The 23,436-nt window shown below is 70.9% G+C and carries 21 protein-coding genes; 9 read left to right on the forward strand and 12 right to left on the reverse strand.

All coding sequences use genetic code 11. The features are described from left to right. Positions 1–107 precede the first annotated feature (107 nt). The gene (gene pdxR, locus HV783_RS08490; protein WP_175188969.1) at positions 108–1,526 is read right to left on the reverse strand and encodes a MocR-like pyridoxine biosynthesis transcription factor PdxR; all 1,419 of its coding nucleotides are present in this window, start codon (positions 1,524–1,526) and stop codon (positions 108–110) included. A gap of 161 nt (positions 1,527–1,687) precedes the next feature. Between pdxR and HV783_RS08495 the strand changes: the two genes are divergently transcribed. From HV783_RS08495 to HV783_RS08505, 3 genes are all read left to right on the forward strand, one after another. After that, positions 1,688–2,416, forward strand: a complete 729-nt coding sequence (locus tag HV783_RS08495) for a sulfite exporter TauE/SafE family protein (RefSeq protein ID WP_175188970.1) — start codon at positions 1,688–1,690, stop codon at positions 2,414–2,416. A 110-nt stretch (positions 2,417–2,526) separates the two neighbouring features. Beyond that, positions 2,527–3,396, forward strand: coding sequence for a glycosyltransferase family protein (locus tag HV783_RS08500; RefSeq protein WP_064525898.1), 870 nt, complete (start codon positions 2,527–2,529; stop codon positions 3,394–3,396). Between the two features lie 30 nt (positions 3,397–3,426). Continuing rightward, the gene (locus HV783_RS08505) at positions 3,427–4,143 is read left to right on the forward strand and encodes a hypothetical protein (protein ID WP_175188971.1); all 717 of its coding nucleotides are present in this window, start codon (positions 3,427–3,429) and stop codon (positions 4,141–4,143) included. Positions 4,144–4,147: 4 nt separating this feature from the next. On the opposite strand, the gene HV783_RS08510 is transcribed toward HV783_RS08505, so the two are convergent. Continuing rightward, entirely contained in the window at positions 4,148–5,302 is a 1,155-nt protein-coding gene (locus tag HV783_RS08510; RefSeq protein WP_175188972.1) for an FAD-dependent oxidoreductase, read from the reverse strand. A 72-nt stretch (positions 5,303–5,374) separates the two neighbouring features. Here HV783_RS08510 and HV783_RS08515 point away from each other — a divergent pair, with 72 nt between their 5' ends. After that, positions 5,375–5,815, forward strand: a complete 441-nt coding sequence (locus HV783_RS08515) for a MarR family winged helix-turn-helix transcriptional regulator (protein WP_254603849.1) — start codon at positions 5,375–5,377, stop codon at positions 5,813–5,815. On the opposite strand, the gene HV783_RS08520 is transcribed toward HV783_RS08515, so the two are convergent. From HV783_RS08520 to HV783_RS08535, 4 genes are all read right to left on the reverse strand, one after another. Further along, positions 5,806–6,204, reverse strand: coding sequence for a PRC-barrel domain-containing protein (locus tag HV783_RS08520; RefSeq protein ID WP_054500808.1), 399 nt, complete (start codon positions 6,202–6,204; stop codon positions 5,806–5,808). The two genes, HV783_RS08515 and HV783_RS08520, sit on opposite strands and share 10 nt — an antisense overlap. A 62-nt stretch (positions 6,205–6,266) precedes the next feature. Further along, positions 6,267–6,572, reverse strand: coding sequence for an ElaB/YgaM/YqjD family protein (locus HV783_RS08525; protein WP_054500807.1), 306 nt, complete (start codon positions 6,570–6,572; stop codon positions 6,267–6,269). Between the two features lie 92 nt (positions 6,573–6,664). Next, on the reverse strand, positions 6,665–8,434 hold the full coding sequence (locus HV783_RS08530) for a thiamine pyrophosphate-requiring protein (RefSeq protein WP_054500806.1): 1,770 nt from the start codon (positions 8,432–8,434) through the stop codon (positions 6,665–6,667). A 208-nt stretch (positions 8,435–8,642) separates the two neighbouring features. Then, positions 8,643–9,122, reverse strand: a complete 480-nt coding sequence (locus tag HV783_RS08535) for a VOC family protein (RefSeq protein WP_054501211.1) — start codon at positions 9,120–9,122, stop codon at positions 8,643–8,645. Between the two features lie 295 nt (positions 9,123–9,417). On the opposite strand from HV783_RS08535, the gene HV783_RS08540 reads away from it, so the two are divergent. Together HV783_RS08540 and HV783_RS08545 are read left to right on the forward strand one after the other, a co-directional pair. Next, positions 9,418–10,062 carry a hypothetical protein gene (locus HV783_RS08540; protein ID WP_175188973.1) on the forward strand — a complete coding sequence of 215 codons (645 nt, stop codon included), beginning with the start codon at positions 9,418–9,420 and terminating at the stop codon, positions 10,060–10,062. After that, positions 10,055–11,170 carry a hypothetical protein gene (locus HV783_RS08545; protein ID WP_254603850.1) on the forward strand — a complete coding sequence of 372 codons (1,116 nt, stop codon included), beginning with the start codon at positions 10,055–10,057 and terminating at the stop codon, positions 11,168–11,170. The genes HV783_RS08540 and HV783_RS08545 overlap by 8 nt, the downstream gene beginning before the upstream one ends. A gap of 18 nt (positions 11,171–11,188) precedes the next feature. Here the strand turns inward: HV783_RS08545 and dmeF are convergent, their stop codons facing one another. Both dmeF and HV783_RS08555 read right to left on the reverse strand, forming a co-directional pair. Continuing rightward, positions 11,189–12,250: a CDF family Co(II)/Ni(II) efflux transporter DmeF gene (gene dmeF / locus HV783_RS08550; RefSeq protein ID WP_175188974.1), complete on the reverse strand. Its 1,062-nt coding sequence runs from the start codon at positions 12,248–12,250 to the stop codon at positions 11,189–11,191. Positions 12,251–12,307: 57 nt separating this feature from the next. Next, complete coding sequence (locus HV783_RS08555) at positions 12,308–12,580, reverse strand: metal/formaldehyde-sensitive transcriptional repressor (RefSeq protein WP_054415202.1); 273 nt, start codon at positions 12,578–12,580, stop codon at positions 12,308–12,310. A 343-nt stretch (positions 12,581–12,923) separates the two neighbouring features. Here HV783_RS08555 and HV783_RS08560 point away from each other — a divergent pair, with 343 nt between their 5' ends. The 3 genes from HV783_RS08560 to HV783_RS08570 are packed head-to-tail and all read left to right on the forward strand — an operon-like array spanning position 12,924 to position 17,586. After that, a complete protein-coding gene (locus HV783_RS08560) occupies positions 12,924–14,114 on the forward strand; it encodes an MFS transporter (protein ID WP_175188975.1) in 1,191 nt (396 codons plus the stop codon). A 17-nt stretch (positions 14,115–14,131) separates the two neighbouring features. Further along, positions 14,132–15,847 carry an ABC transporter ATP-binding protein gene (locus HV783_RS08565; RefSeq protein ID WP_302477796.1) on the forward strand — a complete coding sequence of 572 codons (1,716 nt, stop codon included), beginning with the start codon at positions 14,132–14,134 and terminating at the stop codon, positions 15,845–15,847. After that, on the forward strand, positions 15,844–17,586 hold the full coding sequence (locus tag HV783_RS08570) for an ABC transporter ATP-binding protein (protein ID WP_175188977.1): 1,743 nt from the start codon (positions 15,844–15,846) through the stop codon (positions 17,584–17,586). Before HV783_RS08565 ends, HV783_RS08570 begins: the two co-directional genes overlap by 4 nt. Before the next feature lie 41 nt (positions 17,587–17,627). Here the strand turns inward: HV783_RS08570 and pdeM are convergent, their stop codons facing one another. From pdeM to HV783_RS08590, 4 genes are read right to left on the reverse strand one after another with little or no spacing between them, the layout of a single operon-like run. Further along, on the reverse strand, positions 17,628–18,290 hold the full coding sequence (pdeM, locus tag HV783_RS08575; protein ID WP_175188978.1) for a ligase-associated DNA damage response endonuclease PdeM: 663 nt from the start codon (positions 18,288–18,290) through the stop codon (positions 17,628–17,630). Further along, complete coding sequence (locus HV783_RS08580) at positions 18,274–20,730, reverse strand: ligase-associated DNA damage response DEXH box helicase (protein ID WP_175188979.1); 2,457 nt, start codon at positions 20,728–20,730, stop codon at positions 18,274–18,276. Before HV783_RS08580 ends, pdeM begins: the two co-directional genes overlap by 17 nt. Beyond that, positions 20,727–22,331, reverse strand: coding sequence for an ATP-dependent DNA ligase (locus tag HV783_RS08585; RefSeq protein ID WP_063569933.1), 1,605 nt, complete (start codon positions 22,329–22,331; stop codon positions 20,727–20,729). The genes HV783_RS08580 and HV783_RS08585 overlap by 4 nt, the downstream gene beginning before the upstream one ends. 48 nt (positions 22,332–22,379) lie before the next feature. Continuing rightward, complete coding sequence (locus HV783_RS08590; RefSeq protein WP_064525875.1) at positions 22,380–23,384, reverse strand: ligase-associated DNA damage response exonuclease; 1,005 nt, start codon at positions 23,382–23,384, stop codon at positions 22,380–22,382. Positions 23,385–23,436 lie beyond the last annotated feature (52 nt).

Here is a 23,436-nt window from a genome sequence, read left to right on the forward strand (position 1 = left end):
TTCTCCCGCCGCAAGGACGCGGCGGGGTCTGTTGCGCACTGTATTCCGTTTGGGCGCCGGCGGCGGCGCGACGACGGCAAGCGTCCGCAGCGTGCAACGCTGCCCGGTCAGCGGGTGTCGGCCGCCGCCTGGCGCAGGATGGCGGCCAGGCAATGCCCCAGCGCGTCGGCGCGCGCCGGCGTGGCCTGGCCGATGCCGAAGACCAGCCCAGGCTCTGGCGCAACCATGCAGAATTCCGAATAGGTGCGGGCGCCGTAGCCGGCCCGCGCCAGCGCCTGCACCATCAGGCGGTCGTCGATGGCGGGGTTGCGGAACCGAACCGCCAGCTTCAGGCCGCCGGCGCCGTCCGCCACCCGCAGCCAGCGCCCGCAATGCCGCGTCAGCGCGCCCACCAGGTTGTCCATGCGTTCGGCGTAGACGGCGCGCATGCGGCGGATGTGGCCGCGGAAATGGCCGTCGTCCAGGAAATCCGCCAGGCCGGCCTGGATGTGGATCGAGACCTCGCCCTGCCGCAGCGCCATGTCGGCCAGGCACGGCGCCACCAGCGCCGGCGGCAGGATGGCGTAGGCCACCCGCACCCCTGGCGCCAGGGTCTTGGAGAACGTGCCGAGGTAGGCCACGCGCTGGCCGCTGTCGATGCCCTGCAGCGCGGCGATCGGCCGCGTGGCGTAGCGGAACTCGCTGTCGTAGTCGTCCTCGATGATGAAGGCGTCGTGGCGTTGCGCCGCCTCCAGCAGCGCCAGGCGCCGCGGCAGGGTCATGGTGGCGCCGGTGGGACACTGATGCGACGGGGTCACGTAGATCAGGCGCGGCGGGCCGTCGGCGGCGCGGGCCGGATCGATGCCGGCGTCATCGCAAGGCACCGGCGCCAGCCGCGCCCCGGCCCGCTGCAGCAGGGCGCGCGCTTTCGGGTAGCCCGGGTCCTCGATCCACGCCACGGGCGCCTGCGGCGTCAGCGCGACACGGGCCAGCAGATCGATCGCGGCCGCCACCGAGGGCAGGATCACCACCTGGTCAACCTGCGCCACCACGCCGCGCGCCGCGCCGACGTGCGCCAGGATCGCGCTGCGCAGGGCCGGCAGGCCGGCCACCGGTCCGTAGCCCAGGTCATGCACGCGCAGCGACTTGATGCGGCCAGCGACGCAGCGCGACCAGGCCGCCGCCGGAAAGCTCCTGAGGTCGGGAATGCCGGGCTGGAACGGCAGGCTGCGCGCGGCCGGCGCCGGCGGTGACGGCGGCGGGGCGTCGAGCGGCCCCGCCAGCGGCCGCGGCTGCCGCGCCGCGACCCGGGTGCCGGAGCCGCGCACGGTCTCGATATAGCCCTCCGCGCGCAGGCGGTCATAGGCCTGCACCACGGTCGATCGGGCGACCCGCAACGCCAGCGCCAGGGCGCGGGTCGACGGCAATTTTTCGCCAGCGCCGAGCCGGCCCGCCAGCACGCGTTCGCGAATGGCCCGGCACAACTGCCCTTCGAGATCGCCCAGGGGCCGGTCCAGCACCAGCCAGGTGACGGCGGCGGATGTCATGGCGGAAAGCGCGGAACGGGTCTGCCGGAATTTTAGTGGCATCGACGCCAGCCGCGCCGCCCGCGCGCCACACTGGTAGGGCGGACATCGGCAAAGCGGACGGTTGCGGCGGCGGCGATCGGCGCTACAAGTATGCGCCCACCCCGCCCTCACCGCTTCGCATGTCCTACGACCCGCTTCTCATCACCGGCGGTGCCCTGGCCGGCGGCCTGGTCTCCGGCCTGACCGGCTTCGGCACCGGCCTGACGGCCCTGCCGATCTGGCTGCTGACGCTGCCGCCCGCGCTGGCCTCGCCGCTGGTCATCCTCTGTTCGGTGGTCTCGCAGGTACAGACCCTGCCGTCGATCTGGCACGCCATCGACCTGCGCCGGACCGCGCCCTTCGTCGCCGGCGGCCTGCTGGGCGTCCCGGTCGGCGTGGCCATCCTGCCCCACGTGCCGCCGCGGTTGTTCCAGGGCGGCCTGGGACTGCTGCTGATGACGCTGTGCACCGTGCTGCTGCTGAACGGCCACTATCGCCTGCCACGCACCAGCCGCCTCGCCGACGGCCTGGTGGGCCTGGGCGGCGGCCTGCTGGGCGGCATCGCCGGGCTGTCCGGCCCGCTGCCGACCCTGTGGGCCGGGTTGCAGGGCTGGGGCAAGGACGAGCGGCGCGCGGTGTTCCAGTCCTTCAACCTGTCGATCCTGGCGGTGGCGCTAGTGTCGCAGGCGGTATCGGGCTATCTCACCGGCGAAGTCATGTCGCTGGCCTGGCGCGCGCTGCCCGGCACGCTCGTGGGCGCCGGGCTCGGCCGGCGCCTGTACCACCGCGTCAATGTCGAGGTGTTCAACCGCATCGTGCTGCTGGTGTTGCTGATTGCCGGCATCCACATGCTGATCCAGGTGTTCTAACGCGCAAACCCGTTTTTCACGGGCAAGTCCGTCTACAATTCAGGAATAATTCAGGTCCGCCGAAGAGCGGGGCTCGGCGTGCCACGACGACCTGTGAAGACGGAGACACCATGCAAGACCCCATCAGGATCTTTGTCGGTTGCGACCCCAACGATTGCGATCTCGAGCAGATGATGGTGCTGGACTACAGTGCCCGCAAGCATGCCTCGCGCCCCGTCGAGATCACCTGGATGCGCCTGTCGCGCGACCCGGCCAGCCCCTGGTACTGCGATCCGGAGCGTGGCCGCGGCTGGCGCACCGAAAAATGGTCGACGCCATTCTCGGCTTTCCGCTGGGCCGTCCCCGCCGCGGCCGGCTTCCAGGGCCGCGCCTTGTACATGGACGCCGATATGCTGGTGCTGTGCGACCTGGCCGAGATCTGGGACCTGCCGCTGGACGGCGAAGCCATCGTCGCGGGCCGTCGCGACGGCGACGGCTGGCGCTCATGCGTGGCGCTGTGGGACTGCGCCCGTGCGCGCGCCCATCTGCCCACGCTCGAGGTCCTGCGCGCCAAGCGCCACGCCAATCGCGAGATGAAGCATTACTTCGCCGACCGGCCGCACCTGGTCCAGCACCTGGACGCCCGCTACAACAGCATCGATGGCGAAAACCTGGCGCGCGACGAGATCGGCATCCTCCACTATTCCGACATGGGCACGCAGTTCTCGCACCGCTACGCGATGCCGCGCCTGCGCGCAGAGGGCCGCCAGCACTGGTTCGACGGCGAAGTGGTGACGCACGCCCGTGCCGACCTGGCCGAGCTGTTCGATCGCTACTACCAGGAAGCGCTGGCCGCCGGCCATTCGCCCGACGACTACCGCAACGACGCGCCGTTCGGCAACGTGGTCAAGGCCTCGCAGAAGAACTACACCGGCAACCGGCCGCGTCCGGCGCGCCGCTCGTGGGTGCAGCGGCTGTGGGCCAGCGCGCTGGGCAGTTGAAGCCGGGCGGGTTTGGGCTCTAATAGGGCCATGCCCACCGCCCCCCTCGTTTCGTATTTCTGGAGCGGCGACGCGCTGCGCAGCCGCAGCGTCGGCGCCGCCGTGCGCACCGCCACGCTCACCCTGCCCGCGCCGCCGGCGCGCCTGGTCGCCGACTGGGCGCGGGAAATCGACACCCGGCTCGAACTCGAACCCGGCGACGTCGAGCAGATGCCGCTGGCGCGCACCATGGCCCGCTGGCCCGAATACGGCGCCTGCGTGCGGGCCATGCGCGACTGGAGCGCCGCGCTCGGGCTGGGCGACCTGCTGGCCGACTGCGACATCGCGCTGATGGCCTGCCGCGGCGCCCGCTACCATCACGACGGCAATCAATACGGCGGCGCGGCCTTCTGCAATCTTTTCCTGAGCGAAGACAAGGAACTGGACCTGTTTTTTGCGCAGACCGGCCAGCGCATCGCGCTGACCCGCGGCACCGCCGTGCTGTTCGACACCTGCCAGCCGCATGGCGTGGTGCCGCGCGGCGCTCGCGCGTTCCGCGAAAGCGACTTCGCGCCGCGACCAGACCTGTCGCAACTATTCCTGACCTGGGAATTGCCCATCGAGGACCCGCGCGTGGCCGCCGCGCTGGACATCCGTTTTGACACAGACCCGGCTGGCGCAGCCGGGCTCGCTGGGGAGCAGGTGCGGCGCGGCGGCGCACGCCTGGCCGTGCGGCCCGGCAGCGGCGATTGGGAAGCCGCCGCCTGACGGATCATGGACCGGGCCGGGCGTCATCGTGATGCGCCTCGTGTCCGTGCCACGGGGCCTGCGCCTGCGGGTTGTCGAACAGCTCGTCGAGCGACTCGATGCATTGCGTCGCCACAGCCGCCGCGCGGTCCAGTATCGCGGACTCGCTGCGGCGCTGCGCGGCGCGCCAATCGTCGCCACTGACCAGCGCCTCGGCCAGCTCCGCCGCATCCTGCATCGCCAGGTTCACGCCGACCCCTAAAGGCGGCATCACATGCGCGGCGTCGCCCACCGCGGTCAACCCCGTCCGATGGGGCCAGCGCGTGCCCGCGGGCAACGACACGATGGGCCGCACCGCCGCGATCCGGTCCGCCTCGGCAATCAGCGCCAACAATGACGGCGACCAGCCGGCAAAGCGCGCCAGCAGCGCGTCCTTGCCGATGCCCGCCAGGGCCGGGTCCGGACGGCTGCCCGCCTGCGGCCCGGTGCGCAAGGCCGCGTAGACGCGCACGGTCGCGTTGCCGTTGCGCTGCGCCACGATGCCGTTGCCGCGATGCCGGGAGAACATCGTGCCGTGCCCGACCCGGGCGGCCGCCTCGGGATGGCGGCGGTCCACATCGTGCAGCCACAACTCGACGAAAGTGACGCCGCAGTACACCGGCTGCGCCGGCGTCAGCGCCGCGCGCACCCGCGACCAGGCCCCATCGGCGCCGATCACCAGGTCATAGGGTCCCATCTCGCCGCCGGCGCAGCGCAAGCCATGGCGCCCGTCGGCGCGAGGGATGACGTCATCTAGCCGCCGCCCCCAACGCACGGTGCCGGCGTCCAGCGGCCGCAGCAGCAACTGGCGCAGCGCCAGGCGGTCGATCTCAGGCCGCTCTCCCATCCCCGCGGCTGGAATCTCCTCGCGCAGGACCGCGCCAGTGGCGTGATGCACCAGCCGCGTTTCCTGGTCCTCGTGGCGCGCCACCGCCATGAACGCATCCAGCAGGCCTGCCTGCGCCAGGGCCCGCTGCCCCTGCCCCGGATGCAGATCGAGCGATCCGCCCTGGTCGCGCGCGTCGATCGCGGCGTCGGCCTCGAACACATCGGCGCGCCAGCCATGGCGTTGCAGGATATTGGCGAGGGTAAGGCCGGCCGGGCCGGCGCCGATGATCGCGATGGTGGGGACTTGCGGCATGACGGCCTTTCCCTTAATTTAATAGGCACCTATGCATAGTACATAGGTGCCTATTAAATTAAAAGAGGACGTATGGCCACTCCCCCCGACTGGCAGCCAGGACGGATGCCCACGCTGTTGATCCACCGCTATGCGCGGCTGATGGCGCGGCGGGTGGACGAGGAACTCAAGCCCATCGGCATCACCGCCTCGCAACTGCCGGTGCTGGTGGCCCTGAAGGACGGCGCGCGGCTGACGCAGAAAGAACTGGCGCAAGCCTGCGACGTGGAGCAACCCAGCATGGCGCAGTTGCTGACGCGCATGGAACGCGATGGACTGGTGCAACGCGAACCTTCGCCGACCGATGGCCGCAGCAGCCTGCTGTCACTGACCGCCGCCGCCCGGCGCAAGCTGGAGCCAGGGCGCGCCATCCTGCGCCGGATCGACGAGCAGGCCTGCGCCGTGCTGACGCCGGCCGAGCGCGAAGCGCTGGCCGGCATGATGCTGCGGCTCCTGGAAGACGCCTACCAGTAGATGTCCTGGTTGTAGTACTTGTGCAGGTCACGCGCCCAGGTCTCGTCGGCCATGCTGGGCCAGTTGTCCTTGTCGAACCCCGGCGCGTTCTTGAGCGTCTCCTTGTCGACGTTGAGCACGAAGCACTTGCGGTCGGTGTCCAGCGTCAACGCGTTCCAGGGAATGGCGAACAGTTTTTCGCCCATTCCCAGCACGCCGCCGCGCGCCAGCACCGCATAAGCCACCCGGCCGCGCGGCACGTCGATCATGATGGCCTTCACGTCCCCCAGGCTCTCGCCGGCCGCGTTGTAGACGTCGTTGCCTTCCAGGGTATTGGCGGCCATGACTTCCGGTCCAGGGCCCAGCGCCTTGGTTTTCGGCCCGCCGACGATATTCGATTGATGTTCCATGGTGTCGCTCCCGCGCGGTTTCCCGCGGCATGTCGTGAAATGAATCGATAAAAAAGGATCGCTCAGCGACGGCGCGATTCCGCCATCAGGCAGGCGCCGGCCAGCGCGCCCACCAGCACGGCGCCGGCGATGGTCTTCCAGGCGTTTTCATGCACATAGCCATCGGTGGCGGCCGATACCTCGCGGGCCCGCCGCCAGGCATGCCGGCCCCGCTCGCGGGCCTCGGCGCGCGCGGCGTCGAGCTGGTGCTTGAGCCGATCACGCGCCGCTTCGATCTCCGCGCCGCCGTAGCTGGCGGTGCTGCGCAGCAGATTCTCGGTTCCCGATACCAGTTCACGCAGCGTGTTGCTGCCATTTTGTGTAGCCATGACCTCTCCTTGAAAAAATGACTGCCGGACGTCGGCCGGTTCAGGCGGCGGCCGCGCCCCTCTAAACCGTTAGCAAGTCGCGTGCCGCGCGCTCAGCCAGCCCACCATTGCTTGAGCGTGGCGCGCAGCGCCGCGGCGCCGGCGCCATCGCTTTCCTTGCCCAGCGCGGCCAGGTAGGCGCGCGCCTGCTTGAGCGACACGTGGGGCGGCAGCGGCGGTATCTCCGGATCGGTCACCACTTCCAGCACGACCGGCCGCCCCGCCGCCAGGGCCTGGTCCCAGGCCGGTCTGACCTGATCCGGCGCGGTCACGCGAATGCCTTCCAGGCCAAGCAGGCGGCCATAGTCGGCATAGGAGAACTGCGGCAGCCACTGCGAATCGGCAAAGCGCGGATCTCCGCCCATGACACGCTGCTCCCACGTCACCAGATTGAGATCGCCGTTGTTGAGCACCATCACCACCAGCGTTGGATTGCTCCATTCATGCCAGCGGTGGGCGATGGTGATGAGCTCGTTGATGCCCAGCATCTGCATCGCGCCGTCGCCCACCAGCGCGATCACAGGACGGCTGGGATAGGCCAGCTTGGCCGCCACGGCGTATGGCACGCCGCAGCCCATGCTCGCCAGGCCTCCCGATACCGAGCCCATCATGCCTTCGCGCAACTGCACGTCGCGCGCGTACCAATTGGCCGCCGAGCCGGAGTCGCAGGTGACAATGCAGTCCGTTGGCAGACGCTCGGACAATTCCAGGAAAGGCAACTGCGGGTTGACCGGATTGGCCGCGACCGACGCCCGCGCGTGCACCTTTTCGCGCCACCGTTCCACCCGCTTTTCGATGTGGCCGCGCCATTGGTCGGCGGCCTTGGGCCGCAGCAGGGGCAGCAGCGCTTCCAGCGTCAGCCGGGCGTCGCCGACCAGCCCGACCTCGGCGGGATAGCGCAGGCTCAACTGGCGTCCGTCCAGGTCGATCTGCACGCAACGCGCCTGCCCTTCGCGCGGCAGGAATTCGGCGTAGGGAAACGAGGTGCCCACCATCAGCAGGGTGTCGCATTCGTTCATCATTTCCCAACTGGGCTGGGTGCCCAGCAGGCCGATGGCGCCGGTAACGTATGGCAATGCATCCGGCAGCACCGCCTTGCCCAGCAGCGCCTTGGCCACGCCCGCGCCCAGGCGCTCGGCCACCGCCCGGACTTCGTTGCCTGCCGCCAGCGCGCCCGCGCCCACCAGCATCGCCACCCGCTCGCCGCGATTGAGGATGTCCGCCGCGTTCTCGAGCGCGGCAGCCGGGGGCACGGACGCGTGCGAGGTGACGCCGATGCCGGTGTGCACCGTGCCGTGCTCGCGCGGCGGCGCGGGCACGGCTTCGAGATCCTGCACGTCGTTCGGAAAGATCAGGCAGGTGACGCTGCGCCGTTCCATGGCGATGCGCATGGCGCGGTCGACCATGTGCCGCGCCTGCAGCGGCGAGGTCACCATGTGCACGAAATCGTGCGCCACGTCCTTGAACAGATTGGCGAGGTCCACCTCCTGCTGGTAGTCGCCGCCCAGCGCGCTGCGAGCCTGCTGGCCCACGATCGCCACCACCGGCTGATGGTCCATCTTGGCGTCGTACAGACCGTTGAGCAGGTGGATCGCTCCGGGTCCGGAGGTGGCCATGCAGACCCCGACCTGCCCGGTGAACTTGGCGTGGGCGCACGCCATGAAGGCCGCGGCTTCCTCGTGCCGGGCCTGCACGAATTGCAGCGCCTGGTTGCGGCCGAAGGCGCCGATCAGTCCATTGATGCCGTCCCCTGGATAGCCATAGATGCGTTGCACGCCCCACTGGCCGAGGCGGTCCAGCACGAAGTCGGATACGGTTTGCACGGGGGTTCTCCTTGCGATTGCGATGATGCAATCACCCGCCTGCGCAATTGCCGTTCCCTCCCCCCGGCCCCCGGCGCGGTGGCGGCGGACAGGCCTCCCATGGCATCCCTTACAAGGACCGGTAATTAACGGCCCCCGCGCCGGGCCCGACCAACGCTTCGTTCGGGCTGCCGGCGGCTTGAGCGTCACCGGGAGGTTGGCGCGGCCTTCAACCGCGCACCGCCGACTCGATGCCGGCGACGTCGATCTTGCCCATCTGCATCATGGCCTCGAAGGCACGCCTGGCGGCGGCGCGGTCCGGCGACACCAGCGCCTCGGTCAGCACCCGCGGGGTGATCTGCCAGGACAAGCCCCAGCGGTCCTGGCACCAGCCGCACACGTTTTCCTGGCCGCCGTTGCCGACGATCGCGTTCCACAGGCGATCGGTCTCCGCCTGGTCATCGGTGGCGACCTGGAACGAGAAAGCCTGGTTGTGCAGGATGCCGGGGCCGCCATTCAAGCCGAGACAGGGAATGCCGGCCACCGTGAACTCCACCGTCAGGACATCGCCCTCGCGCCCGGACGGATAATCGGCGGGCGCATGCATCACGCGGCCCACGGCGCTGTCGGGAAATGTCTGCGCGTAGAACCGGGCCGCGTCCAGCGCGTCACGGTCGTACCAGAGGCAAATCGTATTCTTGCTGATCATCATCGGTCTCCTGCGATGAGAAGCGACACACGAAACGAAACGCGCGCGAAACGAAACACGCGCCGCGCGAACCCGCGCGCAACGCGCGAGCTCGACACGCGCCGGCGAAGTCCGCGCGCCGCGCGCTGAAGAATGCTGCCCGGTCGAGCATAACGCCGGCCCTGGCGCGCAGACGTTACGAAGCGTTGGCAATCTCGCCGTGCCCCGCCACGGCGATCCGCCCACCGAGGTGACAGACCGTCGCCGCTCTGCGCATAATCCCGGGCATTCCGTCCTTCCGCAGGAGCCCACCGGCATGTCCTCCCCTACGCTGGCTTCGGCGCGTCTTGCCGTCCTTCGCATGCGCTACGCGCTTTGCTGCGCCGCCGCACTCTTGTGGCTGGCCTGCGCGGCCCCCGCCCAGGCCTTCGACCGACAGGCCCAGACGCAGCGCTACCAGCAATGGCTGGCCGATTTCGAGCGCGACCTGCTCCGGCTGGCCGCCGTGCCCACCCCCACCGACGCCGACGTCGAGCGCATTTTCGCCGACACCGTGGTGCCGTCATCGCGCGCGGTGGCCCTCGTGCGCCAATTGGCCGCGCAGCCGGCCGGCACGGTGTCGGGAGAGATTGCCTACCAGGGCCGGACTCGCCTGCTGCTTGGCCTGTTGCGGCAATCGGTGGTGGCGGGCGACGGCGGCCCCTTCACCGACACGCCGCCGGGCAAGGCGCCCCTACAGTTGCGCGCCTGGTATCTGCATATCGACGGCGGCGGCCGGCTGGAGCCCCATTTCAACGACCCCGACGCCTATAAGCCCTATCGCCTGCCGCCCGACGGCAAGCTCGAGCGCGACGCCTATCCCTTCCTGGTGTTCGACGACGGGCCACGCCTGCGACTGGGCGCCATGACGCGGGAATACTGGGACGTGGTGCGCTTTCTGGACGGGCTGCAACATGGCTGACGCGACGATGTCCCGCCGCTGGCCGCGCCGTCTCGGCGCCGCGCTGCTGGCCGCGGCGCCGACGCTGGGCTGGGCCGCCTGCGCGCCCATCGACACGCCGTTCGGCGCCGAGCCGGCGGGCGCCGCGTTGCGCCCCCAGCCGCTGGCGCTGGCGCTGGCGCTGGACGGCTCGCGCGTGCTGCTGGGCCTGCATGGCGAACGCGTGCAAGCCGACACCCGGCTGATCACCGTGGCCGAGGACGGCGATCTCACGCCGCGCCTCTGGACCGACGCGGTGGACTGGAGCGTCTACGCCAGTCGCGCCGGCGAGCCCGGCGCGACTGTGTTGCAGCGCGATGCCGACGGCCGGCTGTGCCGCATCGACCGCTACCGGCAGGTGCGCGGACGCCAGGTCGAGGATGGCGGCTACCGGCTCGCCTACGATGCCCAGGGCCGGCTGGCGGCCTACGCCGAATTCACGTCGGCGCGCAGTGGCAAGAGCGCGCTGCAGCAGGCTTGCGTCGCCCGCGACGGCCAGGGCCGCGTCACGGCCGTGTTCCTGGACGATTGCGGCGGCACGCCATCGCGGCCGGTGTACTACGTGCGCGACGATGCCGGCGCCCTGCTGCGCATCATCGACCTGCGCGCCGGGCCGCTCGGCGCGCGGGTGCAGCGCTTGAACGCCGATGGCACGACGCGCGCGGTCTACCGGTCGCGTCCCGATCCCGACCGGGACGGCGCGATGATCGCCTATGCCCTGCCGGCCAATCCGCAGGACCGGATCCTGCCGGTGGCGCCCGGCGCCTCGCCGATCGTCATCACCGAGATCCCCGACGAGCCCTGGCGCGTGGTGCGCGTGCCGGCCGACACGGTCGAGGGCGACGGCTTGCCGTCGTGGGATCCGAAGGTGCAGACGGTGCTGCTCAAGGGCGTCAGCAATGCCCAGGGCCGTGTGGTGCTGGCGTCCGCGCAGATCGCGCCGTTCCACCGGGCCTTGCGCGAGACCCCGGGCCGGGTGTTCCTGTATGTGCACGACATGACCCGCTTCCTGCCCGTCACGGCGCTGGATGCCAAGGCCTGGGGCCGCTGCGTCGACCCGGCCCGGCGTGACGCCGGCGCCTGCGACTGAGCCCGCGGGCCGTCTCGTTCAGGGGCTGGCTTGCGTCTCGACCGTCAGATGCGACAGGCCGGCGATATGCGCCAGCTTGGCCTTGTAGAAGGCGCTGTCGCGCGGATGGCGCGTAACCAGCGACACGATCGCGGCATAGTGGCCCGGACCGACCTGCCACACATGCAGGTCGGCGATCTCGCCGTCGCCGGCATCCAGGGCCTGTTCGATGTCGCGCCGCATTTTTCCGCTCTGCGGCGCGGCGTCGAGCAGCACGGTGCCCGAGTCGCGGATCAAACCCCACGACCAGCGCGCGATGACCAGCGCGCCAACCACCCCCATCGCCGGATCGGCCCATAGCCAGCCGTAGCTGCGGCCCAGCAGCAAGGCCGCGATGGCGAGCACCGAGGTCAAGGCATCGGCCAGCACGTGGACGTAGGCGGAGCGCAGGTTGTTGTCACGGACCCGCGCGGGATGGCCATGACCGGCGGCTGGCGCGCGGCCGCGGCCGCGGCCGTGGTCGTGGTCGTGGTCGTGGTCGTGGCCGTGGTCGTGGCCGTGGTCGCGCCCATGATGGCCGTGATCGTGGGCGCCATCGACATGACGGCCATGATCATGGTCATGGCTATGGCCGCCATGGCCGTGCGCATGACCATGGTCATCCTTCAGCAGCCAGGCCGATACCAGGTTGACCAGCAGCCCGGCGACCGCGATGGCGATGGCCTCGTCGAAACGGATGGGCACCGGATCGACCAGCCGCGCCAGGCTGTCCCAGCCGATGATCAGGGCGATCAGCGCCAGCACGATGGCGCTGGCGAAACCCGCCAGCTCGCCCAGCTTGCCGGTGCCGAAGGTGAAGCGCGGATTGCGGGCCTGGCGGCGCGCATAGCCGTAGGCCAGCGCGGTGATCAGCATGGCGCCGGCATGGGTCGACATGTGCCAGCCATCGGCCACCAGGGCCATCGACCCGTAGAGATTGCCGGCGATGATTTCGACGACCATCATGCTGGCGGTCAGGGCGATGACCCACCATACCTGGCGCTCGTTGCGCCGATGGTCCTGGCCGAGGAAGACATGATCGTGGGACGGGGAATGATTCATGGGGTTGCTCCTGCTGCCCGCCAGGCCCGTGACCGACGGCCCGGCGCCGGCGGGCGGTTATTTCATATAGGCCCGGATGACATCCATCATTTCCCGCGCCGCCTGGACCCGCTCGGATTCGGACGGCGCGTGCACCACGTGCTCGTCCAGATGGCCCTGCATCACCTCGGCGGTCAAGCCGCTGAGCGCGCCGCGCGCGGAAGCCAGTTGGCGCAATACCTCGCCGCAGGGCGTCTCGGCCTCCAGCGCGCGCTCCAGGCCGTCGAGCTGGCCGCGGATGCGGCGCACGCGGGCGATGAGTTTTTCTTTCTGGCGGATGGTGTGGGCCATGGCGGATGAATGCCTGAATATAGTCTAGGGGACTACATTATAGATACCGCGACGCAAAAGGAATGCCCCTGCCACCGCCCCCGAAAAGCGGACGAAGGCAAGCAGTCCGGGCCCGAACGCCCAAGGACGCCCCGGCGCCGCGTGGCGAAACGGCCGGCAATGACACGGTGCTTCTATCCGATTCAGGCTGAAATGACCCGATTCGGGTAGAAATAACAATAACAATCATTATCATCAATGAATTCGCGGCGCGTTCCCTCCCGGGCTTGCCGCCTTCGCCCCGCGCCGCCCCCGAGCGGCACGCCCGGCATCCGCCTGCTCACTCCTCCGGAGAATCTTCCCCGTGCCATCGCGCCGCGCCTGGGCCTTGCTGGCCAGCCTCTACAGCACCCAGTTCCTGGGGCTGATGTTCTTCGTCATCGCCATGGTGGCCATCCTGCGCGACGGCGGGGCCAGCCTGGACACCATCGGCCTGGTCTACCTGATGGGCATGGCCTGGCCGCTCAAGGCGTTGTACGCGCCCTGGATCGACCGCCACGCCACCGGCCTGCGCGGGCACTACCGCGGCTGGCTGCTGGTGACCCAGGCCGGGCTGGTGCTGTGCCTGGCCCTGATCGGCATGCTCGACCTGCGGACCGACTTCACGGCGATCTACCTGCTGTGCTGGGCCACGGCGCTGTTCTCGGGCGCCCAGGACGTGGCGCTCGACGGCCTGGCCTGCCGGCTGCTGACCCGCCCGGCCGATCGCGGCTTCGGCAATGGCCTGCAGATCGCCGGCGGCCTGATCGGCAACCTGGTCGGCGGCGGCATGATGCTGATGTTGTATCCACGGCTGGGTTGGCGCGGCTGCTGCCTGTTGCTGGCCGCGCTCACGGCGGTGTCGTGGATCCAGCTTCTGGGTTACCGCGAACCGCAATGGCCCCGCAGCGCCGGCCCCGCCAGCCATGCGCGCCTGCTGGCCTTCTGGCGCGGACCGCAACGCAAGCGCTGGTTGCTGTTGCTGGTGCTCTATCCGGCCTCCGCGTCGCTGGGGTATGCCGTCATCATGCCCTCGCTGATCGACACCGGCTGGTCGCTCGCCGACATCGGGCTGGTCCTCAACGTAGTCGGCGCCAGCGCCGGCCTGCTCGTGGCGCTGGCCTACGGCCGCCTGCTCAAGCGCTGGTCGCGGCGCGGCGCCACCCTGTCGGCGGCGCTGTTGCAGGTGGCGGGCATCGCCGGCCTGGCGCTGCCCGCCATGGCCTGGGGGTCGCATGCCACGGCGGGCGTGGCGGTGGTGCTGTACTACATGCTGTACACGCCGGCCGCCACGGTGCTGTGCACGCTGATCATGGATCAATCGTCGCCGCAAAGCCCCGCCACCGACTACACCCTGCAGATGAGCGTGAGCCATTTCTTCGCGATGCTGCTGACCTCGGCCGGCACCATGCTGGCCGGCCGCATCGGCTATGGCGGCGTGGTCGGCGCGGCGATCGCGCTGGCGGTGCTCGGCCTGCTCGCCGCCATGCGCTGGGTTCCCCGGGAGGCGGCATGAACAAGCCCTGGGAAATCATGCGGCCGGTGCGCGGCCGGATCCGCCTGGCCATGGGCCTGGCGGTGGCCGGCGTGCTGTGCAGCCTGGCGAGCCTGGGCTGCCTGGCCCTGGCCATGCGCGACCTGCTGCGGACCTCGGCCGCCTACCCCTGGCCCGCGTTCCTGGGCGCACTGGCCTGCACCCTGCTGGCCTGCTTCCTGCGGCTGCAGGCCTTCAACCAGTCGCACTATGCCGCCTTCCGCCTGGAAGTGATCCTGCGCAACGACCTGGTCCGGCACCTTGCACGGCTGTCATTCGGCGAATTGCAGGCGCTGGGCAGCGGTCCGCTGGCCAAGGTGGTGCAGAACGACGTGCAGGCGCTGCACGTGTTCGTGGCCGACAGCACGCCTCTGTTCGCCCGCGCCTACGCCATGCCGGTGTTCAGCGCGGCGCTGCTGTTCGCGCTGGACTGGCGCATGGCGCTGGCCGCCGTGGGCGTGCTGGCGGTGGGCGCCGGCGGGCTGTCGCTGGCGATGCGCGGGCGCGAAACCATGACGCGGCGCTACCACCAGGCGCGCGAACAGGTCAGCGCGGCGGTCATCGAATACGTGCAGGCGATGCCGGTGGTGCGCACCTTCGATACCGGCCAGACCACCTTCGGCCGCTACCATCGCGCCCTGGAGCGCTACCTGGTCGTGCTGACCGATTGGTACCGCGGCGCCAGCTTCAGCTCGCGCTTCGCGATCGCCGTGCTGGGCCCGCTGCCGACGCTAGCGGCGCTGCTGTGGCTGGGCGCCTGGTGGACGGCGCAGGGCCAGCTCGATTTTCCCGTCTGGCTGGCCTTGCTGCTGTTTGGCATGGGCATGGCCGAGGCCATGTTCCCGATGATGTCGCTGGCGCACATGATCGACCAGGCCAAGCTGAGCGTGGCGCGCATCCAGCAGGTGCTGGCGATCGCGCCGCTGCCGCCGGCGCGCGCGCCGGAGCGTCGTCCTGCCGACGCCAGCGTGCGCTTCGAGGATGTGCGCTTCGGCTATGGCGGCGCCCCCGCGCTGGACGGCCTGAGCTTCACCGCGCGCGCCGGCCAGTTGACGGCGCTGGTGGGTCGCTCCGGCGCCGGCAAGAGCACCGTGGCGCGGCTGATCGCGCGCTTCTGGGACATCGACGCCGGGCGCCTGCTGGTGGGCGGCGTCGACGTGCGCGACCTGGAACGCGAGACCCTGTTCGAGCACGTCGCCTTCGTGTTCCAGGACAACTTTCTGTTCTCCGGCAGCGTGGCCGAGAACATCGCCATGGGCCGTCCCGACGCCAGCCCGGCCGAGATCGAGGCCGCCGCCCGGGCCGCGCAGGCGCACGACTTCATCCTGGCGCTGCCCGACGGCTACGCCACCGTGCTGCGCGAGGGCGGCAAGGACCTGTCCGGCGGCCAGCGCCAGCGCCTGACGATCGCCCGCGCCGTGCTGATGAACCGCCCGATCCTGGTGCTGGACGAGGCCACCGCCGCCACCGATCCCGAAAACGAACGCGCGGTCGGCGCCGCGCTGGCCGCGCTGATGCGCGGCCGCACCGTGATCATGGTCGCGCACCGGCTCGCCAGCATCCGCCACGCCGACCAGATCCTGGTGCTGGACCGTGGCCGGCTGGCCGAATGCGGCACGCACGACACCCTGGTCACGGCCGGCGGCCTCTATGCCCAGTTGTGGAACAACCATCAACGCGCCCGTCGCTGGACCCTGGGCGACCAAGCCTCATGACAACACCTCCCGCTCCCTGGCGCGACACCTATCGACGCCTTCTCCGCAGCGCCGGCAGCCAGGCCGGCCGCCTGCGCGCCAGCCTGTGCCTGCTGCTGCTCGCCGCCGTGTGCCAGGGCCTGTCGCTGGCCTGCATCGTGCCCCTGTTCGTCCATGTGACCCGCGGCGATCCCTGGCGCGCCGCGCTGGCCTGGCTGGCGGGCTTCACCCTGCTGGCGGCGGCCGCCATCGTCCTGCGCTGGCGGGCGCAGGGCTTCGATTATCGCGGCCACATGGCGCGCGCCACGCACGAACTGCGCGTGCTGCTGGGAGAACAGTTGCGGCGCATGCCGCTGGAGGCGCTGCAGGCCCACCGCACCGGCGGCATCGCCGCCAAGCTGCTGGGCAGCGTCGACGAACAGATGAACTACGCGCTGACGGTGATCAACCTGATCCTGGGCGCCATCGTCACGCCGGCCACGGCCGCCGTGGCGCTGCTGGCCTGGGACTGGCGGCTGGGCGTGGCGCTGATGCTGGTGTTCCCCGCCATCGTGCCGCTCTACCGCTGGCGCCGGCCGGCGCTGGACCGAGGCCACGACGCCACCGGGCGCGCCAACGAGGCCCTGAACGCCGAATTGCTCGAATACATGCAAGGGCTGCCCGTGTGCCTGGCGACGGGCCGCGCCGGCGCCGCCAACGAACGCCTGCGCGCCGGCTTCGAGCAGCTCGAGCAATTGCAGCGCGAACACCACCGGCGCGGCGCCAAGCCGTCGCTGATGGTGGCCGCCATCGTCGAATCCGGCATGCTGGCGATCCTGGGCTGCGGCATGCTGTGGGTCACGCAGGGCAGCCTGGCGCCCGCGGCGCTTGGCGCGGTGCTGGTCCTGGTGGCGCGCTTTGCCGAACCGCTGGCGACCTTTGTGAACTTCACCACGGTCCTTGCGCTGATCGAAGCCGCGCTGGCCCGCATCGAGGAGCTGCGCGCGGTGGCGCCGCTGCCGCAATGGCCCTCGCAGGGCGGCCCGGCCGGGCCGGCGGACATCCGCATCGAAGGCCTGGAGTTCCGCTACGCCGGCGGCACTGCCCCGGCGCTGCGCGACATCGACCTGGACCTGCCGGCGCGCGGCCTGACCGCGCTGGTGGGGCCGTCCGGTTCCGGCAAGACCACGCTGACGCGCCTGCTGATGCGCCACGCCGACCCGCAGCGCGGCGCGATCCGGATCGGCGGCGTGGACATCCGCGGCCTGCCGCCCGCGGACCTGAACCGCCTGATATCGACCGTGTTCCAGGACGTGCACCTGTTCGACGACAGCGTGATCGGCAACATCGGCATGGCGCGGCCCGAGGCCGGCGAGGCCGAGGTGCGGGCGGCGGCGCGCGCCGCCCATTGCCTGGACTTCATCGAGCGCCTGCCGCAAGGCTGGCAGACCCGCCTGGGCGAGGCGGGCGGCAAGCTGTCGGGCGGGGAACGCCAGCGCCTGTCGATCGCGCGCGCCATCCTCAAGGATGCGCCGATCGTGATCCTGGACGAACCCACCGCCGCGCTCGACACCGAAAGCGAACTGGCGGTGCAGGCGGCCATCGACACCCTGGTGGCCGAGCGCAGCGTCATCGTCATCGCCCATCGCCTGTCGACCATCGTCGCGGCCGATCGCATCCTGGTGTTCGAGGACGGCCGCATCATCCAGCGGGGCACGCACGCTGAGCTGCTGGCGCAGCCGGGGCGCTATCGGCGGATGTGGCAGGCGCAGCAGGCGTAACCCGCGGCCGCCTCCCCTTCGCGATTCCTCGTCCGGCGCCCTCATCGCGCGCGTGCGCCGACCTCGATCGCGACGCCTTCCACGCAGGCGACGACGCGCCCGTCGTCGCGATCGGCCGGATAGCCGCCGGTGAAGTCCGAAAAGGCCGGCAGGATCGTGAGACCGGAACGCAGCCAGAACGCCGGCCAACTGCGCGGCACGCCGCGCACGGATGTCTTCGGATGCATGTGGCCGGCGATGACGTGCCGGCCGTCTGGGTCCGCCCGCGGGACATGGCTGAACAGGAACGGGCCGTCAATGTGCGTCTCGCCCAACTGCCGCACGCCGAACGCCGGGCCATCCAGGGCACGATCATGATTGCCCGCCAGCACCGCGACATCCAGCGCCGCATGGTCACGCCGCCACGCCATCCAGGTATCGCGCCACCCCGCCTGCCCCGCGGGCCCGTGCAACAGGTCGCCCACGATCCACAGCTCGCGGGCGGCGGCGCGCGCGATCACATCCGCCAGGCGATCCAGGTCGCCGCGCGTGGCGCCGCTGGGCACCGCGATGCCCGCGCGCCGGAACGCATGGCTCTTGCCCAGGTGCAGGTCGGCGATGACCAGTCGCGAACGCGCCGGCCAGAACAGGGCACGGGTTCCCAACAGCCACAGGGGCTCGCCGCCCAGCAACGCCTGCAACGCGCCGTCAGGCAAGGCGCTCATAGCGCTTCTCCAGTTGCTGCGCGGCGCGCCTGACGCGCGCCTGCCAGGTCTCGGTGCTGAGTTGCCCGCGCATGCTTTCGGTCCACAGAGGGAACGACAGGGGCGTCAGCGCGCGCGGTTCGCACAGCGCCAGTTCGCGCCGCTGGCAGCCGTGCAACGCCGCCAGCAGGCGCGGCGCCTCCAGTTGCAATTCGAACACCTCGCGCTCGGCTTGCGCCAGCAGCAGGTGGTCCGGATCGTAGCGGCGCAGCACATCGTAGAGCAGCCCGCTGGAGGCCTGCACCTGCCGCAGCGAGCGTGCCGCCTGGCCGGGCAATGAAGGCGTCAACAGGCCCGCCACGCGCGCGATCTCGCGGAACTGGCGGCGCGCCATTTCGCCCAGGTTGACGCCGTCGCGCAGGTCTTCGGCCATGCGTTCGGGGCTAAGCAACTGGCGCAGCAGCGCCGCGTCCAGCGCGGCCGGCTCGGCCAGCGTCAGCATCAGCCCGTAGTCGTTGACCGTATAGGAGATCGTGTTGGCCTGCCGCCGGCCCCAGCGCAGCGCGATCATTGCCGCGATGCCTTCGTGCACGGCGCGGCCGGCGAACGGAAACAGGAACAGATGCATGCCGCGCCGCGTGCCGATGCGTTCTGCCACCAGCCGCCCCCGGTCCGGCAATGCGCTGGCCTGCGCCTGGATCCGCAGCAGCGGCGCGACGGCGCGCATCTCCGGATGCGTGCCGGGATGCGCATACAGGCTTTCCACTTCGCTGGCCAGTTGCGTCGACAGGGGCATGCGCCCGCCCTGCCAGGTGGCCACCGGGCCATCGCCGCCCTTGGCGCGGCGCACATAGGCCACCATGCCTTCCAGCCGCACCAGTTCCAGCGTGCGGCCGGCGAACTGGAAGCGGTCGCCACGCCGCAGGCGCGCCAGGAAGCCTTCCTCCACCGAGCCCAGGCTGCCCCCGCGCAGGTATTTGACGGCCACGGCGCCGTCGGCGGTGATGGTGCCGATGGACAAACGATGGCGGAACGCGACGCGCCGGTCGTGCACGCGATAGCGGCCGTCGTCGTCACGCACCACGCGTTGATAGTCCGGATACTTGGCCAGCGCGCGGCCGCCCTGCACGATGAAGTCCAGCACCGCCTGCCAGGTGGCGCGATCGAGCGAGGCATAGGCATGCGTGCCGCGCACTTCCTGGTACAGCGCGTCGGCGTCGAAGCCGCCGCCCAGCGCCAGCGTGACGGCATGCTGGGCCAGTACGTCCAGGCTGCCGACCGGCGGCGGCCGGGATTCGATCTCGCCGCGCGCGATGGCCTGCCGGGCGGCGGCGTACTCGATCAGTTCGAGCGCCTGCGCCGGCACGCACACCACGTTGCCGGACTCGCCCGGCCGATGGCGGGCGCGGCCGGCGCGTTGCAACAGGCGCGCCACGCCCTTGGGGCTGCCGATCTGCAACACCTGGTCCACCGCCGGAAAATCCACGCCCAGGTCCAGGCTGGAGGTGGCCACCACGCAGCGCATCGTCCCGTCGCGCAGGCCCTGCTCCACCGCCGCGCGCAGCTTGGGATCGAGCGAGCCGTGATGCAGCGCCAGGGTGCCCGGGGCCTCGGGCCAGATCGATTCGAGCGCGCGGTGCCAGAGCTCGGCCTGCGCGCGGGTGTTGGTGAACAGCAGGGTCGCGCGCACGTCGAACAGGCGCTTGAAGACCCGTTCGAGCTGCGACAGTCCCAGGTGTCCCGCCCACGGCAGGGCGCGGCTGCGCTCGGGCAACAGGGTCGATATCTGTATCTTGCGCGGCCGCGCGCCCGCCACCAGGGCGCTGTCGGGCGCATGCGGCAGCAGCACCGTGCGGGCCTGGTCCAGGTTGCCCAGCGTGGCCGACAGGCCCCAGGTGCGGGCGCCGGGCGACAGGCAGCGCAGGCGCGCCAGGCACAACTGCAGCAGCACGCCGCGCTTGTTGCCCAGCAGCTCGTGCCATTCGTCCACCACGATGCCGCGCAGGGCGCGAAAGCGCTGCGACGCATCGGCGTAGGACAGCAGCAGCGCCAGGGACTCGGGCGTGATGACCAGCACATCCGCCTTGCCCTGGCGCGCCAGGCGCTTGTCGCGCGCGCTGGCGTCGCCGGTGCGCAGCGCCACCGTCCACGCCAGGCCCAGCTCGGCCGCTGTCTGCGCCAGGGCGCGCGTGGTGTCGGCGGCCAGCGCCCGCAACGGCGTCACCCACAGCACGCGCGGCCCCTCGCCCGCCGCCGCGCGCGCCGGCGCCGGATCGGCCAGCGCCTCCAGCAGCGGGCCGCCGAATGCGGCCAGCGTCTTGCCGCTGCCGGTGGGCGTATGCAGCAGGCCGGATTCGCCGGCCAGATAGCGCCGCCAGGTTTCGCGCTGGAACGCGGCGGGCTTCCAGCCGCGCGCCGCGAACCAGGCCAGTAAGGGGCCGTCCCGCCGCGCGCTGCTCATCGCGCCAGGGCCTTCAGGGTATCGAGCCGGTCGGCTTGGTCGGCGCGCTTGTCGTGACGCCAGCGCAGGATGCGCGGAAAGCGCACCGCCACGCCGGACTTGTGCCGTTTGGACAGGTTGACGCCCTCGAAGCCCAGCTCGAACACCTGCACCGGGTCGACCGAGCGCACCGGGCCGAAGCGCTCGCGCGTGTGGGCGCGCAGCCAGCGGTCCAGTTCCAGGATCTCCTTGTCGTCCAGGCCCGAGTAGGCCTTGGCGATGGGCACCAGCGCGTCGCCGTCCCATACGCCGAAGGTGTAATCGGTGTAGAGCGTGCTGCGGCGGCCGTGGCCGGACTGCGCATACAGCAGCACCGCGTCGATGGTGAGCGGATCGATCTTCCACTTCCACCAGTCGCCGCGCCGCCGGCCGCTCTGGTAGGGCGCGCCGCGGCGCTTGAGCATGAAGCCCTCCACGCCGCGCTCGCGCGATTGCGCGCGCAGCACGTGGGCTTCGTCCCAGCTCGCCGGCGCCACCAGCGGCGACAGGCCCAGGCGCGGGTCGGCGCGCTCGCGCAGCAGCGCTTCCAGCCGCGCGCGGCGCGCGGCCTGCGGCTCATCGCGCAGATCGGCGCCATCCAGCTCCAGCAGATCATAGGCGAGCAAGCGCACCGGCGCCTCGGCCAGCCACTTGGGTCCGGGCTTGAGCCGCTGGATGCGCGTCTGCAGGGCCGAGAACGGCATGGGATCGACGCTGTCTTCCTGCCAGGCCAGCAGTTCGCCGTCGACGACGCAGTCCACCGCCAAGGCGGCCGCGGCCGCTTCGACTTCCGGAAAGCGGCCGTCCAGGCGCTCTTCGCCGCGCGACCACAGCGCCACCTCGCCGCGCCGCCGGATCAGTTGCGCGCGGATGCCGTCCCACTTCCACTCCAGCAGCCAGTCGTCGATCGGCCCCAGCAGCGCCGGGTCGCCTTCGAGCGGCGAGGCCAGGAAAAAGGGATAGGGCTGCTGGCGGTCGCCGGGCAGTTCGTCGGCGCTGAGCAGGTCGCGCAGGAACGCGGGGCTGGGCGACCATGCGCCCAGCATGCGCTGCGCGATGCGGGCGATGGGCACGCCCGACAACTCCGCCAGCGCCTGCTGCACCATGCGTTGCGACACGCCGACGCGCAGCGCGCCGGTCAGCAGCTTGTTGAAGACCAGGCGCTCGATGTAGGGCAGCCCCAGCCAGGCCGCGACGATGACTTCGCGGCGCTCGGCCTCGTCGCGGTTGGCGACCGGCACCAGGATCTCCTCGATCCAATCGGCCAGGCCGCGCTCGGGCGCGGCGGTGCGCGGGTCGGGCACCAGCAGCGCCAGCGTCTCGGCCAGGTCGCCGACCTGGTCGTAGCAGGCGTCCACCAGCCAGGGCGCGGTATCGGAGGCGGTCGCGGCCCAGGCGCGCAACTCGCCGACGGCGGCGATCTTGCGGCGCGCGCTGGTGATCTTGCCGCCCGCCAGCAGGTACAAGGCCCAGGCCGCGTCGCGCGGCGGCGCATCGCGGAAGTAGGCCACCAGCGCCGCGCGCTTGTCCAAGGTGGCGGTGCTGCGGTCCAGTTCCTGATACAACGCCGCGAATCGCTTCATGCCTGGATCCGTTCCCCTGTCGCTACGAAAATGGCGCGGCGCGCCGTGCTAGTCGTCTTCGCCATATTGCGTGGCCAGCGTCTCGGCGGCGATGCCCGATTCATTCAACGTGCGCACCAGCGCGTCGGTGTCGCCATGCGTGGCGATGACGCGGCGCGCGCCCGTCTGGCGGATCGTGCGCAGCAGGTCGGGCCAGTCGGCGTGGTCAGAAACGACGAAGCCCCGGTCCATGTTGCGCCGGCGCCGGTTGCCGCGCAGCCGCATCCAGCCGGACGCGAAGCCGTGCTGCGCCTTGCGGAAGCGCCGCAGCCACGCGCTGCCGGCCGCCGACGGCGGCGCCAGCACCAGCTCGCCAGCAAATCCCGTGCCCGCGGCCGCCGGCGCGCCGTCCGCCTCGATGACCAGGCGCGTGTCGGGCAGCGCGATGCCGGCCTCGCGGTAGACGTCCACGCCCGCGGCAATCGCGCCGTGCAGGTAGACGGGCCGGTCGACGAACGGCATCAACTCGGCCAGCACCCGCTGCGCCTTGCCCAGCGCATAGCAGTAGAGAATGGCCGCCTCGCCGCGCGCGGCACAATGGTCGCGCCACTGCACGATGTCGCGCGCCACTTCCGCGGTGTCCGGCCAGCGATAGATCGGCAGGCCGAAGGTGGCTTCGGTGATGAAGGTGTCGCACGGCACCACCTCGAACGGCGCACAGGTGGGATCGGGCTGCCGCTTGTAGTCGCCCGACACGACCCACACCTGGCCGTCAACTTCGATGCGCACTTGCGCGGAGCCCAGCACGTGGCCCGCGGAATGCAGCGAAACCCGCGCCCGGCCCAGCGTGAACGGCTCGCCGTAGGCGTGGACGCGGTAGTCCTGTTCGCGCAGGCGCCATTGCAGGATCGGCAGGCCTTCGGCGCTGGTGTGGTAGCAACCCATGCCGGCGCGCGCGTGGTCGCCATGGCCATGCGTGAGAACGGCGACGTCCACGGGGCGCCAGGGGTCGATGTAGAACTGGCCCGCGGCGCAGTACAGACCCTCCGGACGCAATTGGACGATGTCGGGCATGGGCAATCTCCCGCCGTGGAGGGAGCGTCTCGCGCGAGGCGCGTGAAACGCG

Source organism: Achromobacter dolens (assembly GCF_902859745.1).
GTDB lineage: Bacteria > Pseudomonadota > Gammaproteobacteria > Burkholderiales > Burkholderiaceae_B > Achromobacter > Achromobacter dolens.

Coding starts and splice junctions, on each gene's coding strand:
- pdxR (WP_175188969.1), bottom strand. CDS start 1,526: ATGACATCCGCCGCCGTCACCTGGCTGGTGCTGGACCGGCCCCTGGGC.
- HV783_RS08495 (WP_175188970.1), top strand. CDS start 1,688: ATGTCCTACGACCCGCTTCTCATCACCGGCGGTGCCCTGGCCGGCGGC.
- HV783_RS08500 (WP_064525898.1), top strand. CDS start 2,527: ATGCAAGACCCCATCAGGATCTTTGTCGGTTGCGACCCCAACGATTGC.
- HV783_RS08505 (WP_175188971.1), top strand. CDS start 3,427: ATGCCCACCGCCCCCCTCGTTTCGTATTTCTGGAGCGGCGACGCGCTG.
- HV783_RS08510 (WP_175188972.1), bottom strand. CDS start 5,302: ATGCCGCAAGTCCCCACCATCGCGATCATCGGCGCCGGCCCGGCCGGC.
- HV783_RS08515 (WP_254603849.1), top strand. CDS start 5,375: ATGGCCACTCCCCCCGACTGGCAGCCAGGACGGATGCCCACGCTGTTG.
- HV783_RS08520 (WP_054500808.1), bottom strand. CDS start 6,204: ATGGAACATCAATCGAATATCGTCGGCGGGCCGAAAACCAAGGCGCTG.
- HV783_RS08525 (WP_054500807.1), bottom strand. CDS start 6,572: ATGGCTACACAAAATGGCAGCAACACGCTGCGTGAACTGGTATCGGGA.
- HV783_RS08535 (WP_054501211.1), bottom strand. CDS start 9,122: ATGATCAGCAAGAATACGATTTGCCTCTGGTACGACCGTGACGCGCTG.
- HV783_RS08540 (WP_175188973.1), top strand. CDS start 9,418: ATGTCCTCCCCTACGCTGGCTTCGGCGCGTCTTGCCGTCCTTCGCATG.
- HV783_RS08545 (WP_254603850.1), top strand. CDS start 10,055: ATGGCTGACGCGACGATGTCCCGCCGCTGGCCGCGCCGTCTCGGCGCC.
- dmeF (WP_175188974.1), bottom strand. CDS start 12,250: ATGAATCATTCCCCGTCCCACGATCATGTCTTCCTCGGCCAGGACCAT.
- HV783_RS08555 (WP_054415202.1), bottom strand. CDS start 12,580: ATGGCCCACACCATCCGCCAGAAAGAAAAACTCATCGCCCGCGTGCGC.
- HV783_RS08565 (WP_302477796.1), top strand. CDS start 14,132: ATGCGGCCGGTGCGCGGCCGGATCCGCCTGGCCATGGGCCTGGCGGTG.
- HV783_RS08570 (WP_175188977.1), top strand. CDS start 15,844: ATGACAACACCTCCCGCTCCCTGGCGCGACACCTATCGACGCCTTCTC.
- pdeM (WP_175188978.1), bottom strand. CDS start 18,290: ATGAGCGCCTTGCCTGACGGCGCGTTGCAGGCGTTGCTGGGCGGCGAG.
- HV783_RS08580 (WP_175188979.1), bottom strand. CDS start 20,730: ATGAGCAGCGCGCGGCGGGACGGCCCCTTACTGGCCTGGTTCGCGGCG.
- HV783_RS08585 (WP_063569933.1), bottom strand. CDS start 22,331: ATGAAGCGATTCGCGGCGTTGTATCAGGAACTGGACCGCAGCACCGCC.
- HV783_RS08590 (WP_064525875.1), bottom strand. CDS start 23,384: ATGCCCGACATCGTCCAATTGCGTCCGGAGGGTCTGTACTGCGCCGCG.